The organism is Chlamydiales bacterium (assembly GCA_031292375.1).
In the GTDB taxonomy this organism is placed as follows: Bacteria; Chlamydiota; Chlamydiia; order Chlamydiales; family VFKH01; genus JARLHF01.
In genome coordinates this window covers 1-16,716 of record JARLHF010000055.1, presented here as the reverse complement: position 1 = coordinate 16,716, position 16,716 = coordinate 1, and the positions used below count along the sequence as shown (strand labels likewise).

9 protein-coding genes and 1 pseudogene are annotated in these 16,716 nt (G+C 37.0%); 7 read left to right on the top strand and 3 right to left on the bottom strand.

The window, feature by feature from the left end; genetic code table 11:
• Positions 1-211: 211 nt before the first annotated feature.
• The 7 genes and pseudogenes from P4L16_07035 (at position 212) to P4L16_07005 (ending at position 14,072) form a co-directional block, all read left to right on the top strand.
• On the top strand, positions 212-589 hold the full coding sequence (locus P4L16_07035) for a hypothetical protein (GenBank protein MDR3624873.1): 378 nt from the start codon (positions 212-214) through the stop codon (positions 587-589).
• A gap of 240 nt (positions 590-829) precedes the next feature.
• Positions 830-3,247, top strand: a pseudogene (locus tag P4L16_07030) (ATP-dependent Clp protease ATP-binding subunit).
• Positions 3,248-3,532: 285 nt separating this feature from the next.
• Positions 3,533-5,935 (top strand): hypothetical protein, encoded by a 2,403-nt coding sequence (locus tag P4L16_07025; GenBank protein ID MDR3624872.1) that lies wholly within the window; start codon positions 3,533-3,535, stop codon positions 5,933-5,935.
• 2 nt (positions 5,936-5,937) lie between these two features.
• Entirely contained in the window at positions 5,938-6,546 is a 609-nt protein-coding gene (locus P4L16_07020; protein MDR3624871.1) for a hypothetical protein, read from the top strand.
• 203 nt (positions 6,547-6,749) lie between these two features.
• On the top strand, positions 6,750-7,118 hold the full coding sequence (gcvH, locus tag P4L16_07015; protein ID MDR3624870.1) for a glycine cleavage system protein GcvH: 369 nt from the start codon (positions 6,750-6,752) through the stop codon (positions 7,116-7,118).
• Between the two features lie 464 nt (positions 7,119-7,582).
• Positions 7,583-8,650, top strand: a complete 1,068-nt coding sequence (locus P4L16_07010) for a hypothetical protein (GenBank protein MDR3624869.1) — start codon at positions 7,583-7,585, stop codon at positions 8,648-8,650.
• A gap of 64 nt (positions 8,651-8,714) precedes the next feature.
• Entirely contained in the window at positions 8,715-14,072 is a 5,358-nt protein-coding gene (locus tag P4L16_07005; GenBank protein ID MDR3624868.1) for a hypothetical protein, read from the top strand.
• 60 nt (positions 14,073-14,132) lie between these two features.
• On the opposite strand, the gene P4L16_07000 is transcribed toward P4L16_07005, so the two are convergent.
• From P4L16_07000 to P4L16_06990, 3 genes are all read right to left on the bottom strand, one after another.
• A complete protein-coding gene (locus tag P4L16_07000; protein MDR3624867.1) occupies positions 14,133-14,486 on the bottom strand; it encodes a hypothetical protein in 354 nt (117 codons plus the stop codon).
• Positions 14,487-14,601: 115 nt separating this feature from the next.
• Positions 14,602-15,309, bottom strand: a complete 708-nt coding sequence (locus P4L16_06995; protein MDR3624866.1) for a ComF family protein — start codon at positions 15,307-15,309, stop codon at positions 14,602-14,604.
• A 14-nt stretch (positions 15,310-15,323) separates the two neighbouring features.
• Positions 15,324-16,490 (bottom strand): branched-chain amino acid transport system II carrier protein, encoded by a 1,167-nt coding sequence (locus P4L16_06990; protein ID MDR3624865.1) that lies wholly within the window; start codon positions 16,488-16,490, stop codon positions 15,324-15,326.
• Positions 16,491-16,716: the final 226 nt, after the last annotated feature.

Genomic DNA, 16,716 nt, shown 5'->3' with positions numbered 1-16,716 from the left:
TTTGGCAATAAACAAGTAAAAAACGGTGTAGAACGCATCATAAATGATAAATTATAAGTCTCCGTGTCTCCGCGTCTCCGTGTTTTAACTATTCAAGTTATTGATTAGCAGATAGTTGAAAATCGAGCTGGCGTTAAGATATATCCTTCCGCATAAAGAACAAATTGAAAGTACTCGGTTGCAGCGCCTGCCTCAAGGATGGCTGTCTATCATGGGAGTTCAATTTGAGAATCTGGTGATTAATAGTGGACCGCTTGTGTGCAAGGTACTGGGGATTTTGCCAGAAGATGTGCTTATTGCTAATACGTATTTTCAGACAGCTGGAGCTCGTAAGCGAGGATGTCAGATTGATTATTTGATTCAAACGCGGTTTTGTTGCTTATATGTATGTGAAGTTAAATTTCGGCAAAATGTAGTGGGTTTAGAGGCTGTCGAAGAGATGAAAGAAAAGCTTATGTGTCTGAAACTTCCTCGAGGTTTTTCCTGTCGTCCTGTACTTATTCATGTTAATGGTGTTTCGGAAGAAGTGGTTGATAGTGGCTATTTTGCGAGCATCGTCGACTTTTCTGAGCTGTTAAAAGTAGAATAGAGAATAGACTTCTTGCGTAATTACATTTGCTTGTTAAAATTGTCTTTTTTGACATCTTTATCGTTAAATTTTTCAAGCATATGCTCACATATGCTTGAAAAATTTATCAATAAATCTACTCAAAAAATTTCAATTTTTCTAAGCAAAGCTAATTATGCAAGAAGTCTAATGGATCGCTTGCCAATTTAATGGCTTTGTTTTAATTTGATGATATCTTCTTAAAACGAAAAGTGATGCAAAATGTTTGATAAATTTACCAACCGTGCAAAGCAAGTCATTAAACTTGCCAAAAAGGAAGCTCAAAGGCTTAACCACAACTATCTTGGAACAGAGCATGTATTGCTTGGGCTTTTAAAGCTTGGACAAGGCGTTGCTGTCAATGTTCTTCGAGGATTGAGTTTAGATTACGAAATTGTAAGAACAGAAGTGGAAAGATTGGTTGGCTTTGGTCCAGAAATTCAAGTCTATGGTGACCCTGCTCTTACAGGAAGAGTAAAAAAAGTTTTTGAATATGCCAACGAAGAAGCTGCAAATTTAAATCATAATTACGTAGGTACGGAACATCTATTGCTTGGCCTTCTAAGGCAAACAGATGGTGTTGCAGCTCAAGTTTTAGAAAGTCTCAATGTCAATTTAAAAGATATCCGAAAAGAAGTACTTAAAGAGTTGGAAACGTTTAACTTGCAACTTCCTCCTATCGGAATTGGGCCTAGTACAACAGGTGGCATTACTTCAGGAGTTTCTCCTGCTAAAGCTCAAGAAAAGAGTGCGCATGGTATGAGCGATAAGATGCCTGCTTTGAAAGCGTATGGTTATGACCTAACAGAGCTTTGTCGCGAGGGTCGCATGGACCCTGTCATTGGGCGCAAGAGCGAGGTAGAAAGACTTATTCTTATTTTGTGTAGAAGAAGAAAAAACAACCCCGTGCTCATTGGCGAGGCAGGTGTTGGAAAAACAGCTATTGTTGAAGGGCTTGCTCAAGCAATTGTCAGGGGTGAAGTTCCAGATTCTTTACGCAAGAAAAAGCTAATCACTCTTGATTTGGCTTTGATGATAGCAGGAACTAAGTACCGTGGACAGTTTGAAGAGCGTATCAAAGCTGTCATGGATGAAGTTAAGAAGCATGGAAATGTCTTACTTTTTATTGATGAAATGCACACAATTGTAGGCGCTGGGGCTGCAGAGGGTGCAATTGATGCATCCAACATTTTAAAACCAGCCCTTTCTAGGGGTGAAATCCAGTGTATTGGAGCTACAACCATTGATGAGTATAGAAAGCATATTGAAAAAGATGCTGCTTTAGAGAGGCGCTTTCAGAAGATTCAAGTAAACCCACCTTCTATTGAAGACACAATAGAAATTTTAAAGGGTCTTAAAGGTAAGTATGAAGAGCATCATAAAGTTCTTTATACAGAGCAAGCCTTAAAGGCTGCAGCTATTCTCTCAGATCGTTACATCCACGGAAGGTTTTTACCAGATAAGGCAATCGATTTATTGGATGAAGCGGGTGCTAAAATGCGTATTTCTATGATGCATCAGCCGCCAGACATTAGTAAGTTGGAAGTAGAGATTGAAGATGCTCGTCTTGCAAAGGAAGAGGCAATCGGTAGGCAAGAATATGAAAAAGCTGCAAAGTTGCGCGATACAGAAAAAGGTTTAAGAGAAAAGCTACAACAGATGAGAACAGAGTGGGAAACGGATAAGCAGGAGCATGAGCTCATTGTGGATGACGAAGATGTTGCAACTGTTGTTGCAAAGCAGACAGGAATCCCAATCAATAGGTTGACTGAGGGTGAAACCGCAAAAGTTCTGAAAATGGAAGAGACGCTTCGCTCAAACTTGATTGGTCAAGATGAAGCTTTAAATATTGTAAGTAAGGCAATACGAAGAAGCAGGGCTGGCATTAAAAATCCAAACCGCCCCATTGGCTCATTTCTTTTCTTGGGCCCTACGGGTGTTGGAAAGACTTTGCTTGCAAAGCTTCTTGCAATCAACATGTTTGGTGGTGAAGATGCCCTTATCCAGGTTGATATGTCAGAGTACATGGAGAAGTTTGCAGTCAGCCGTATGACAGGATCCCCTCCAGGATATGTGGGGCATGAAGAGGGTGGGCAGTTGACAGAGCAAGTAAGACAGCGTCCTTATTCTGTTGTGCTCTTTGATGAGATTGAAAAGGCACATCCTGATGTCATGGATATTTTATTGCAAATTTTGGAAGAGGGTCGTCTTACAGACTCCTTTGGGCGTAAAGTAGATTTTAGGAATACAATCGTCATTATGACTTCAAACTTAGGCGCTGATCTCATTCGTAGAACAACGGAAGTTGGCTTTGGAATGAAGCCTGGTATGCCAGATTTCAAGACAATCCAAGAGAAAATCGAAAGCGCCGTCAAAAAGCATTATAAGCCAGAGTTTCTCAATCGCTTAGATGGTATTGTAACATTTAAGCCATTAGATAAGCTTGCTCTACATGATGTTATCAAGATCGAAGTTAAAAAAGTTCAAGAGCGTCTTGCAAAACAGCAAATTTATATTCAGTTGGATGAAAAGGCAACGGATCTACTTGTTGATAAAGGCTTCCAGCCAGAAATGGGAGCAAGACCACTTCGAAGAGTGATCGAGCAAAACTTGGAAGATATGCTTGCCGAATACATTTTAATGAATCCATCTCCTGGAAAGGCACGTAATTATTTAGTTTCGGTCGCTGAGGGTAAAATTATTTTTATCGACCAGGATTTGTCGAAAGAATTAAAAGAGATAAAAGAAGCTCAGGTTGTATAGATATATACACAAACAATTCTTGAACTTGTTTGTGTGTATAAGTTACTCATGTTACGCAAAAACTACTCATCTTCTTGGATTTCTTCTTGAACTTGTTTGTGTATAAACAGAAAGTTTGTTACGATTTCCTATCTTTGCCGATTTTGAGGAGATTCTTTACCTATGATGCAATTTTTTCGTACATATCAACGCTATTTTTTTATCGCATTGACCATCATTATCATTATAAGCTTTTCATTTTTTGGAGCTTATAATTCCCTTGCAACGGCTGAGACCCATGATCCTGTTGTGTTTACTGCAGTCAATGGAAAAGATATTACTAAGTCGCAAGTGGATGCATTTATGCGTTTTATTAGCACAGATGTTTCTGATAAAATCCTTTCTGGTGGCAGCTGGGGTCCTAATTTTTTAAATGACGGCGTTGTTAAAAAAGACTTTTTAGAAACGGGTCTTGCACTTACTGTTGTTAAGCCATTTTTAAAAGAGCTGGGGGATGATTTGGATGCACGCCTAGAAAAAGAAAAGCGTTATGAGCCCTACGTTCATCCAACGGCATCTTTTTTAACATCAGAGGCTGTATGGAATTATTTAGCGCCACAAATTAATAAGAATATGCAGATCATTCAAACTTCTGAGGCTATTTTAACGGAAGATACATTTAATGCTCAGGTGCAACTTTACTTAGAAGAGAAGAAATTTCCATCGCAATATTTGAGACAGGTTTTGCGTTATCAAGAGACAGAATATAGTTGGATACAGCAAGATCCTTCTCTTGCAAGTCGAGATTTGAATCTATTTGGGCATCGCACTCTTGAGGAGTGGTTTGGGCCCAGATTTTTGGAGCTTACTTCTCAGGTAGTGATGAATTTAGCCGCTATTGCAGAAAGTCAAGGATTAGTTGTGACTGACTCTGACGCACTTGCGGATCTGTTTTATAATAATGAAATTAGTTTTAGACAATTGCAAAAGGCTCAAAGTGTTCATTTGGGCGTAAGAAATCCCCATGAATACTTTCAAGAGCAGTTAAGAATTCTTGGTATGGACCAAAAAGCGGCTGTAGATATTTGGAAGCAGGTGATGTTATTTCGTTTACTTGCAAACCGAGGATCTTCTGCAGTATTTGTAGACCCCCTTGTTTATGAGCAGTTTGATGAATATGCAGGAAAATCTGTAGACTTATCTCTCTATGCTATGGAGGAGCCATTGCGTTTTAGTAAGGCAAGAGATCTGCAAAAATTGGATACATATTTTTTGGGCATAACGGGTAAAGAGGCTAAGATGGATGTACCTCTTAAGTTTATGGATGTAAATGAGATTAAGAAAAGTGCTTCGGAGCTTGTTCAGAAAAATTATGTTTTGAGTGTTAAAAAAGTAAGTCTTAAGGATCTACAAGTAAAAGTTACCTTAAAACAGGCAATAAATTATGAGCTTGAAGATAAAAATTGGCCTGAGTTGATCACACGTTTTGCAGAGCTTGGAACTAATGTAAATGCTACAAGAGAAGAGCGTTTTGATGCTTTAGAAAGATTAGGTCTAAAAAAGCGAGCTTTGGTGGATGAGTATGCAAAGCTTTCTATTATCAAGATGCATCCTGAGTGGGTAGATGATGCTTTAGAGAATGCGGAATCAGAAGATGTGAAAATTGCAATCAAAGAAAAGGGGGCTACTCTTCCATTTGAGGGTATAGAGGATATAAAGGCATTTCAGGTCCACTTGGATAAGGCAGTTTTGTCTGGCTCAGGTGAAGCAAATGTGGTGCTTATGCGCTTTAGCCAAGATGAAGAGCATTATTATAGTTTTACAGTATTGAAAAGAGATTCTACTGCAAGCGTTATGACTTTTGAAGAGGCAAATAATAATAAAACATTAGATAAGTTGCTTGATGCACGTCTAGAAAAGGCTTATTTGGCTCTTCAAAATAAAGATACTTCTGCTTTTAAAGACCCTTCTGGAAAATTAAAAAAGTTTGCTGAGGTTAAGGATGCAGTTGCAGATGTTGTATTCGCATCCCTTTATGATCAATTGATTGAGTATGCAAAGAGTCATGGTTATCCGTGGCATGAAGCTACTGGTATTTCAAGAGGTGACTTTGCGGCACAGATGCGCTTTTTGGATTATATAAAGGGTATAAAAACTGAAGTCATAGCAGGGAATAATGACAGGGTCGCAGAGAAAGATTTGAGTACCCTTGTATCGGCATTTGAAGCAGGAGTAGATGGATCTACATTGCAAGAGCAATTTAAAGTTCAGAAAAATTCACTTACGGTTAGTAGAAGTAGCGAAGGACACTTTGATGCAGAAGCTTTTTTGAAGATTGAAAAAGGTGCATATTCAGATGTGCTTTTCTTGCCAAAAGAGGGCTCTTTTTTTGTGTCAGTGGTAGATATTAACAATCAAGAAAAAGATGTTGTTTCTTTGATGAAAAAAGGACAGAAATTATTGCAAGATGAGTCTTCAATTGCTTATATGCAAGATTGTTTGAACATAATGCTCAATAAGCAGGCAATTAAGTTGATTCCTTTATCATCGTTGAATGCAGAGGGACTAGTTGCCACTGTAGAATAAATATGAGTTCATTACATGAATTTTCTGGGCTAGTTCCCATTCACTTCTTTGCGCTCTCTTGCAGCATACATTATATGCAGAGTGAGAGTGCAAAGAAAGGTGTTTTTACAAAAAAATATATGTTACCATCTGCCTCTCTGATCTGTTCAGAAGAGACTTTGGCAGATGTCTTTGTTTCTTGGAATGAGGAAGGGCTTTTTTTTCTTACAACCTTGTTAAAGAAACATAGTATAAAGACAATAGAGCTATTTATTGACACAAGAGATGTCAAAACATCTGGTTATAACACACGTTTTTGCCACCATTTTTTGTATGATTTTACAGAAAAGGAACCTGTAGCAAGAGAAGTTACTCACTTTAGGGGGGCAGACAAACATACTCTTATTGAAGAGGGTTTTTTGTTTGTAAAAAAACTTTCCTCTAATGATATCCATATCATTGTTTCAAAAGATGTGCTCTTTGGTTACGAGCCTATGCAATTTGATCGTATTGGTTTTTCCTATCGAATTTCTTTTGAAACAGGAGCGTATCAACATTTTGCAGCGTCTAGTACTGATTATAAAATTGAAGAAGAACCCTCTCTTTGGGCTAGCTGTAAGTTAAAAAAATAAACCTCGTCATGATAAGCCTGTTTTGGAATAAAAATCTGAGTTGTAGGTTTATTGCTCGATCTTGGGGATCTTCTGGTAACTTTTCAATCTTTTTTACTCGTTTATAGTTTTTTGAATAGGAACTTTGGAAAAATGATTGAAAATTTATCAAGAATCCCCTCTAATCTTGAGTAATTTAAACTCAAAACTCAGGTTAAAAAGAAATGAAGTTTACAGAAACACATGAGTGGATACGGCTAGAGGGCGATATAGGTGTTATTGGTATTACAGATCATGCCCAGCATGAACTTGGAGACATTGTATATGTAGAGCTTCCAACTATTGGTAAAAAGGTTGCAAAAGAGGCAGAGATTGCCGTTTTAGAATCTACTAAAGCAGCAGCTGATATATATGCGCCGGTCTCTGGTGAGATTATTGAAGTAAACCCTATTCTTGAAGACTATCCCGAGCTTATAAATGACTCTCCAGAGTCCCTTGGATGGATTTACAAAGTAAAGCTTTCTGATATTAAAGAATATGATCTTTTACTTGATGCTGATGGATATAAGGCGATGTTGCATGGAAGACTCTGATCCCACTGTAGATTTTCCGAGGAAAAATTCATAGTAGAAAAATAAATTTCCCTCATTTCTTCCCCAGGAAAAGCCTTCTTGGACTTCAAAAAACGAATTTTTACCTCAATAGAAAAAATTAATAACCTGAGTTTTGAGTTTAAATTACTCAAGATTAGAGGGGATTCTTGATAAATTTTCAATCATTTTTCCAAAGTTCCTATTCAAAAAACTATAAACGAGCAAAAAAGATTGAAAAGTTACCAGAAGATCCCCAAGATCGAGCAATAAACCTACATCTCAGATTTTTATTCCAAAGCAGGCTCATCACAACTTCGCGTTATCAAAAATCAATTCTTGAATTTGTTTGTGTATACTCTAATTAAATGCAAGTTAGAGAAGTTGCATTTAATAGGTGAGTAAATTTTTTTGCATTAAATTAAAATATTTGCTATACTATTTATAGTAATTATTTTGGTGGTTTAATGAATATATCTATTTTTGATCCTTCTTTTATCTGGGATACAAGGGATTCAATTGTGCAAGTTACAACGCTTGCAATTCCTTTAGCTATTGAAGGGATTCGCTCAGCTGTAAAGATTTATCATAATCCAGCTTGTGTAAAAGATAACTTGTTAAGGGCTAAGCTGAATTTTACAGAGGCTTTTACTAAGTGTTCAAATGAAGGCCAGCAAGAATATAAAAGCAGATTAATTAAAAACATTACTCGCATAGCATTTGGGGCCCTGCTTATTGCTGGAGGTGCGAGTGCAGCTTATTTCCTTGTTCCCTCAGCTTTTTCTATTGCAGCTGCAGTCATTGCGATCCAGGTCCTTGGTAAGATCTGGAAAGGGCTTGACCAGATCCCTCAATTGCTAAGAAATGTTGTAGGCTACCTTAAAGATGCTTTTCATCAAAGAAAAGATGAATCTATTGAATTATTTCAAGAACGCAAGTTCAAGGCCATTAAAAATATTGTAAAGTGCTCCCTTATTTTTGCAGCCTGTATAGCTACAATTTCTGGAGTAGGCTACATTGGGCATCTTTTAGCAAATGCAAAAGATGTGTGGCAAATAACTCAAACGCTTCCCTTTCAGACACCTCTTGTTGTTTTTCTTGAGTATGCTGCCTTAGGCATAGCACATACCGCTTTAGCTGTCCGTGCTTGGAAAAAAGGTGATCGCTCAACCGCTCTATTTCATGCTATATCAGCAGTTGCTGCAGTTGCCTTTCCTATCAACTACATTATAGAAGGAAAAGAAATCAGGCTTCACCACTCTTTTATTGGACTTGCTCTTCAGTTGTGTCCTTGGCGTGCTGTTCAGTGTTTGGGTAGTGTGATTACTTTTGATTCTTTTCTCAATAGTTACTTAGGAGCACAAGGAATAGTAAGGGGAGAAGTAATCGAGACTTTTTATGGTCCTATTGTTCGTCAATATGATTATCAAAATGCTCTTTTGGCTCATCTTCCCTTCGCAGTAACAGCGTTATCGTCACTTTGCCTTGTAGAGAAAGGTATAGATTATTGCACTCAAGATGGGTCAAATCGATAGTTGTTTCAATCAAAAGATTTTGATATACTCGAGAGCAGTTCAGTAGTTTTTATTTTTTAGGTCCATGTTTTCCAAAAAACTATCCAATTTTTTTCTGACGGGTATTGCCATTGTTGGAATTTTCTTTTTCTTTGGTTTTGTTGTTTTACCAAGGGCTGTAGAGTGGCGCTTGCACCATTATTTTCAAGAAAAATTTGGATCAACACTTTCTTATGATGATGTGAAATGGAAAAGCGGTAGCTTTGAGTTTTCTAATCTAAAAGTAAAAAGTAGAGAAAATACGCCTATAAAGTTTCTTTTTACTGTAAATCAGCTTTCTGTGAAGTATTATTTCTCTCTTTTAGAGAGAAATATAGGTTTGGATATTGAGTTTGATGATCCTAAAATTTCTTTGACAAGAGAGACTTCTCGGGTTTTTCCTTGGCAATATTTTCAGGAAAAAATAAAAAAAGAGGAATCTGATGCTCCCCTATTTTTTTCTTTGGAAAAAAGCCATAAGAGTCGTTTTTTTTACACAGATATTCACTGTAAAGTAACAAATGGAACGATAGATTTTATAAATCCTGATCATACTTTGCTATTGTCTGAAAAGGTAAGTGGAGAGGGACATTTTGGAAGTAATAAAAATGTAGCTCAGATGTGGCAATTTTCGTATGGAACAAGTGAAGAGCGATTGCCTTCTTTATTTTTTACGTGGGATGAGTCTGTTGCACATTTCAGCTTACACGAGTTAGATTGTGAAAAGCTTTCGAAGTCTTTTGAGTTTTTATATGGTCCGTCTTTGAATGTTTGGACCTTAAAGCAGGGAAAAGCAACAGGAAAGTTAAATCTTTCTTTAACGGATTTGCCTTTTTTAGAGGGAAATGTCTTGTTGCATGATACAATCATCGAGCATCCTTCTTCTAGCATAGGTGCAGAGCTGCAAGAAATGGATATTGTATGCTCGCAACACATCTTTGATGAGCCTTTTGAAACTCTCTCTTATGTGGATAAACTGCTTCTTGGAACAAATGCAAAAGCCGTTCTTTCAAAGGGAGCCTCTTTTTATCGTTTTAAAGAGGGGCTTCCTTATTGGATGCTTAGAAATATTTCTGGGGGCGTTTTTCTTAATTCAGATGGTACTCCTGGTTTTCAAATGGGATTCAATGGGCAGTTTTTCTTTAATAAAGACCAAGTTGCCAAGGTGCTTCTCACTGGAAAATTGCCTCTTATTCCAGGAAAAACAAGAGAAGAGAGTATTCATTTTTCTCTTGATATTAGTAACACAGACTCAGTAGATGTAGGGGCTAAACTATATGTTCTTGAAGCAGACAATAAGAATAAAGAGATTGATTTAATCATAGATAATATAGGGCCAAGAGAGTATGAAACGGTTCGTAATCTATGGCCAGAGTGGTCTTTTGTTTGGGAAGAATTAGAGTTCACAAAGGGATCTGTATCCTGTGAGGCTAAAGCACTCCTTTTACCGAACGAAACATTATCAAAAATTACCATTGAAAATATTAATGCAAAAGAGCTTTGGTTTGCATCTAAAGGACTAAATATTGATGGATATGTTTCTTCTTTATCTGGGAGCATGGATTTTGTATTAAGTCGAAATGAAAGGTATTTAAGGCCAAAAAATGGCTCTCTACACCTAAATGGTGGTGATTTTCACTGGGAAAAGAGGGGTTTAAACCAAGAAAATCAAGATAGTTTAGAAAGATTTACGGATGTTGCGTGTTCGCTCACATTAAAAGAGGGTATACTCCAAGATGCTCATTTTAAGGGCAATCTTGGAGGGATGCAATCAGAGTTTCAGTTTTATGGACTTAGTGCACCTACTGTTGCAAGAATGCAAGTGGATGGACGAGTTGAAAAAATTTTATCATTTTTACCCTTTCCTAGCCTTGCAGAGCTACAAAAGGCTGCAAGCGGTGATTATCTTACTTGGAAGGGAGAGCTTAAAAATCATGAAGATGGTCTTAAACTATCGGGCGATTTTCTTTTAAAAGACGCTGTTAATGCGATTTCCGTCATTAATTTAGATGTTAATTTAGAGCGTATCCCTGCAAACACTTTTGTTGCCTCCACAAATATTTGGAAACGTTGGGGTATCTCCTTGATGGAAAGACAGGAAAAAACCTCTTCTCTTCCATTCCAAAGACCAGGTTCTTTGCATGTGTTAAAAGTGGATTGGTTGCAAGATAGACTTGGGGCATGGGGTGTTATTTTAAAACAGGGAAGTATACGTAGCGATCATTTTGCATTTAAAAAATATTTAACACCATTTGTCTTTTCAAAAGAGAATAGCTTTATAGATGGTATTGCAAGCTTTCAAGGAGATTTTAATGATCAGTCATTGCTAATGCATTTTCAGATTAAAGATTTAGTCATCGAAGATACAGATTTTAGGGTTTCAATACCACAAATGGGGTCTTTAAATTCTAAGGAAGTATCTGAGAGTGATCCTTCGGGATTTTTTTATTATAGCTTTTCAGATGACTCTAGCTACTTTTTTTCTCCTCTAGCAAGGGGCATGTATCAAGAAAAGAAAAGTGGCTTAATCTTTACAGATCTATATGCGCAGATGAGCTTTTCAAAACGACATATGCAGATAAGTGATATGAGGGGAAGGGTTGAAAATGTCGACTTTGAGACCTCTATCGATTTAGACTTTAATTCAACAGAGTATCTAAATGTACATTTACGCACAAAACATATTACAGGGGATGTGCCTTCGGTACAAAAGTTTTGCTCTCATTTCAAAGATTTGCCCCTTTGGAGGCTTCCTGTTAAGGGAATGCTCACAAGTGGCGCTTCAGGCGTGGTTTTCAATGCCATGGTTCCCTACGACCAGAGGAAGTCAGAAATTTTTTGGAGTGTTTCTGGAAGGCTTCAAGAGGGTAATTTCTCTCTTCCCTCTTTTGCTTCTACGATAGAAAAAACAGATTTAGAATTCTCTTATGCATCGGATTCAAAGGTTTTGAGTGTTGTAAATGGTGTTGGAGAAATTAAGGCTCAAACGGATCATTATGTTTTTTTCTTACCTAAGTGTGAAATTGATTTTAAACAGGAATATAAAGCATTTTTTGATTTAAAAGTGGACTCTAGCAGTAGTAACCAAGAGTTTCTACGTCTTTTGGGTGAAGTTAAACCTGTTTCTGATACTCCAAATGGGTTTATGCAGGTGGTGCTTGATGAAAGTAGCTCTCATATAGGAGGGTTTTATCCTCATTTGAAAACACTTGTACTGCAAGATTTTTCTAGGGTAAAAGAGCTAAGAGCAAGCCCTAAGTTATATTTGAATACTGCTCTAGAGGATTTAAGGAGATTATCTTTAGCAAATATTTTTCCTTTTTCAGCCACACAGATGGATAATTGGTCGCTTTCACAGCTTTCAGGAGAGATTCAAGGCGATTTTTTTGTCGATGACAATGCGTTTTCATGTATGTTTGAAGGCTCTTCTGTAGAATACAACAAAAAGCTAATAGAAAAGTGTTCTTTTAAAGCATTAGGAACAAGAAGTAATTGGAATATTGAGAAGCTGGATATAGGATCGTTTTCATTGAATGCTCAGATGAAACGTGAGCCTGGAAAAATCATCATTGAAGAGGTTCAAGCAAAAGATACGGGCATATCACTTCTTGCTGCAGGTGCATTTTCAACAGATACCAAAGCTTTTTCCTTAGATGTTAATCATCTTGAAATTTCTCTTGAGCATTTAAAGGTCACAAAAAACTGGAAGGTGCTTGCAAATCTTTGGAAACCTGAGGGGAAAATACTATTTAAGGGTAATATTAACGTAGATTTTAGCAAAGGGATTGTAGTGGCCCCCTTTTCAGTTATTGGAAAAGCTGCAATTGAGGGAATAAAAATTAGAGATAGTTTTATTCAGAATCAAGCAGATATTCCTGTTTCATTTTCTTCAGTAGATGGTTTGAAAGTGGAAGGGTTGGAGATTAATATACGTCAATTGGATCAATTTCAATATAAAGCGTCATTTAACTTAAATAAGATGCACTATAATTTTGAGGAGGAGACTCTTCGTTTGCATGGTCTTGGCTTTTCGCTTTCTGGTACTTATTTAAGAGAGTTAGGTCTTCTTGGTCGTGACTTTTTCCCTGATTTATTTGATGACCAAGTTCTTGTTTTTTTACGAGACATTAAAAGAGAAGGTGGACTGCAAGGATATTTGAACATAGACATTTCACAGTCACAAGTACTTGTAGGGCTTCAGTTAAAAGATGGGGTCTATACTTTTTTTGGAAAGGAATATGACTTAAAAAATGTGATCGTTCGCCTTGCACCCTCGGTAATCAGTATTCAAGCCGATTATCAGATGGAAGATGTTCCACTTCGCATTTTGCTTCAAACAGAGAGAAGTGATACAAGCAAGGGTGTTGCTATCATTAGCGAAATAAAAGATCCCTCTCCTAATCCTATGAAAGTATTTTGGCGCTGGGATTCTACTTTAGGACTTATTATACAAAGGGTAGAAGGCGTACTTGCAGGGCTTTTGGTCAATTTGCAAGAAAAACAAGATTCTCCTCAGGTTCTAGCCTTATTTGGGCAAATTAAATTGCAGAATGTAGGAAAGCTTGGTTCTATGCTTTCAAAAGAATTAAGATCCTCTATAAGTGATTGGCGCATTGGAAATGGCTATGCGTTTACAGGTCAATTTGTATTCCCAAGGGAAAATTGGCATGGGTTTAGCATGCAAGGAGTTTTGGATGGAAAGGATTTTCAGTTTTATGGCTTAGAGTTTGACTTGTTAAAAGCCAATTTCTTGTATAGTAATAAGGAGTTGAGGATTAGTCAATTAAGTATTCTTGATCAGGGCGGTAAATGCACAATCCCCTTGATTTCACTTAAACAAGATAATCAAGAAAATTGGCATCTTCTAATGCCTTCTCTAAGAATACAGGAATTTAAACCACACGCTTTTTCTAAGGACAAGCAGAAGACTAAGCCCATTAAAAATTTGGTCATCCATGAAGCAGAGTTAAAAGATCTAAGCGGAGTACTTGGTAATTTGCAATCGTTTAGAGGAAGTGGCTACTTTCGTTTCGAGAAAATTGTGAAAAATACGTTGAGTAATGTGCTGCTTGCAATTCCATCAGAGATTTTGGGTAGCATTGGGCTTAATACAAGTAATATGGTGCCAGCAACTGGTACTGTGCAATTTGTCATTAAGGATAAGCGTATTTATATTACAAACTTGCTAGATGTCTATAGTGAGGGGAAAAAGTCCCGTTTTTATTTGCCCCAAGGCCCTGTGCAATCCTACGTTGATTTTGATGGCAATATGAATATTTATATCCGTATTAAACAATACAATTTGCTTTTGAAATTAACAGAATCTTTACGTTTTCATATAACCGGTAAATGGGATAGTCCTAAGTTTAGTGCAGAGAAAAGCTCTACTCCCATACATAAATAACGTCAGCTCGATTACATTATGTTTATTGTTAGAGGTCTTTGGATTTGTGCACTTCATGGTCTACCCATTCGGTAGATGCGTATGCTCTGTCTTTAGATTGTTCTTTTCCAGGGTTTTTTGTAATTCTGAGAGGGTTTTGATCAGGGGTTCAAGAGTTTGTTGCTGCTGCTCTAGTAATGTTTGTATAGACGCAAGTTGATTTGCAATCTGAGAGGTTTCACGCCCTACTCGAACAAGTCGCAGGTCAAGGTTTGCAGAGATGAGCGAAAGTTCTCTGGAAATACCATCTATTTTTTGGTCTGTTGTCTCGGCAACCGCTTCTACAGCATGCAAATTAAAAGATAGGCAAGAAAAACAAAGAATAGTTAGTAATAATAAAAAAAGCTTATTTTTTGTGTGATAATTGTAATTCATATTAACCTTTTTTATTGGAGCCATAATAATACCTTGTTTGTGTGTAAACGCATACAGCTTAAATATTAAATTATATTTTTATTTTTTCAAGTTCTTTTTTCGGGCACGCTTCATTTTAGAGATTGGTTTTGCAGAGGGTAAGGCCATAAAGTTCCTTAGGATTGCTCCCAAGAAGTGCATTAGCTGATGCATTAAGAGTTGTTCTTGTGGTCATTACATCATCTATGAGTAACACAATTTTATCTTCAACGGAGCCATGTTTTTTAAGTTTTATGGATTGATGGGCGTTGTTTTTTCGCTGTTCTAAATTGAGCGCTGCTTGAGGCAAGTCTTTCATGCTTTTACGTAAAAGTTCTTTACAGGGAACATGGATCTGTTTAGAGAGCATTTTTGCAAGCAAAAAGCTGTGGTTGTAGCCACGCTCAAGGTACCTGTTAAAGGGTTGTGGTACAGGAACAATGATGTCAGGGAGGGGCCAGTTTAAATTTAAAAATTGTAAAGTCATGAAGCTTCCAAAGCTAGCTGCAAGCCTGAATACACCCTCGTATTTGAATTTTTTAATGAGAAAGCCTGCAGGTCCCTCATAATCAAAAACAGCTGCAAGAGCTGTAAAGTAAGAGGGCGTTATTTTGCAGACAGGGCAAATAGGTAATTCTTTTATTGAAAAGCAAGTAGTGCAATATTCTTTAGTGTTGAGAAATGTAAGATTTTTTTGGCATGCTTGGCATAGGTGTAGGGATGGATCATTAAAATTTTTTAAGCAAGCAGCACAGAACTTTGGATAGATTACACTTAAAAAGCTATCTAAAATCTGTGTAAGCATGAAAAACTTAAAGTTTACATAAAAATGAAGCTGATGAGTGTTGCAATAAATACGATGAGAACAGGAATTTTTACTGGCTTAAAGTCCCACAATTTGTAACAGAGATTAAGTGCTGTTAATGTAATTAATGAGGGATAACAAATCTGAAGAATGGGAACTAAAAAGTTAGAAATACCCTCAAATCGCAGTGTTGAAATAAGAAAGGCTACGAGTAGTGTAAGTAAAAGACATATGGGATAACTTACTTTATTTTGAAAAAAGTAGCGGCGGATAAATTGTGTAAAAACAATAGCAAGTGCAATTTCTGTTGTAAGGCATGTAAAGAAGACGGCAATGGCAACAATTGCAGATGTGGATCCTCCAAGAATATGATAAGCAATCGTTGCAAGGAATTGGTCTTGAGATACTTCTCGAAGTAAGCTGGAGTAGCTTGCAGATACCAGAGCAAATCCTACATAGATGATTGCTAAAAGACCTCCACCAAGTAAAATTGCTTTTACTAGGAGGGGAAGTGCTTTTTTAACATGTATATGGCTTTCTGGATCTTGCTTTCTTTTTAATGATAGAAGAACAATGGAAGAGAAAAAGAAACAGGCGATTAAGTCCATTGTATTATATCCAGTGATTAGGCCGTATAAGAAAAGAGAGCTAGGAGAGTGAGGGCTTATTCCTGGTGTTTCTCCTTGATAGAGGCCTTTTACGATAATAGTACTGAGAGATAAGAGGAGCAAGGGCGTAAGAACAAGTCCTATAAGCTTGATTGTATTTTGACTTTTTAGTGTAAAGAGAAAGATTAAAATACAGGATATTAAGCTAAAAGTAATAATGGATAAGTTAGGTAGTATTAAACTGGTGGTAGCATAAGAAGTTGTAATACAGCGAGGAAGCGCACCTACTGGCCCCATGATAAGCAGTATAAAGAAGGCCAAAAGAAATCCGATTTTGGGACCCAGACGTGCAAAAAATTCTGTATAATTTCCCTCATAAAGCATCATTGTAAAAAGGCCCCCAAAGGGCACAATAATAGAAGTAATTAGAAGGCCACTGACCGCAAAAAGATGACCATCCTGGGCGTAGGATCCAAGGGATAAGGGGAAAATAATATTGCCGGCACCAAAGAACATTGAGAATATGGCGAACCCAATGATCCAAATAGAAGGTTTTTTGCGGGTTAGTTGCATAACAAACACCTAAGTTTAAGAAAAAGTGCTTGATTTTAACTTTTTATTAAGAATTTTAGCAATAGACTTCTTGCGTAATTACATTTGCTTGTTAAAATTGTCTTTTTTGACATCTTTATCGTTAAATTTTTCAACCATATGTTCACATATGCTTGAAAAATTTATCAATAAATCTACTCAAAAAATTTCAATTTTTCTAAGCAAAGCTAATTATGCAAGAAGTCTA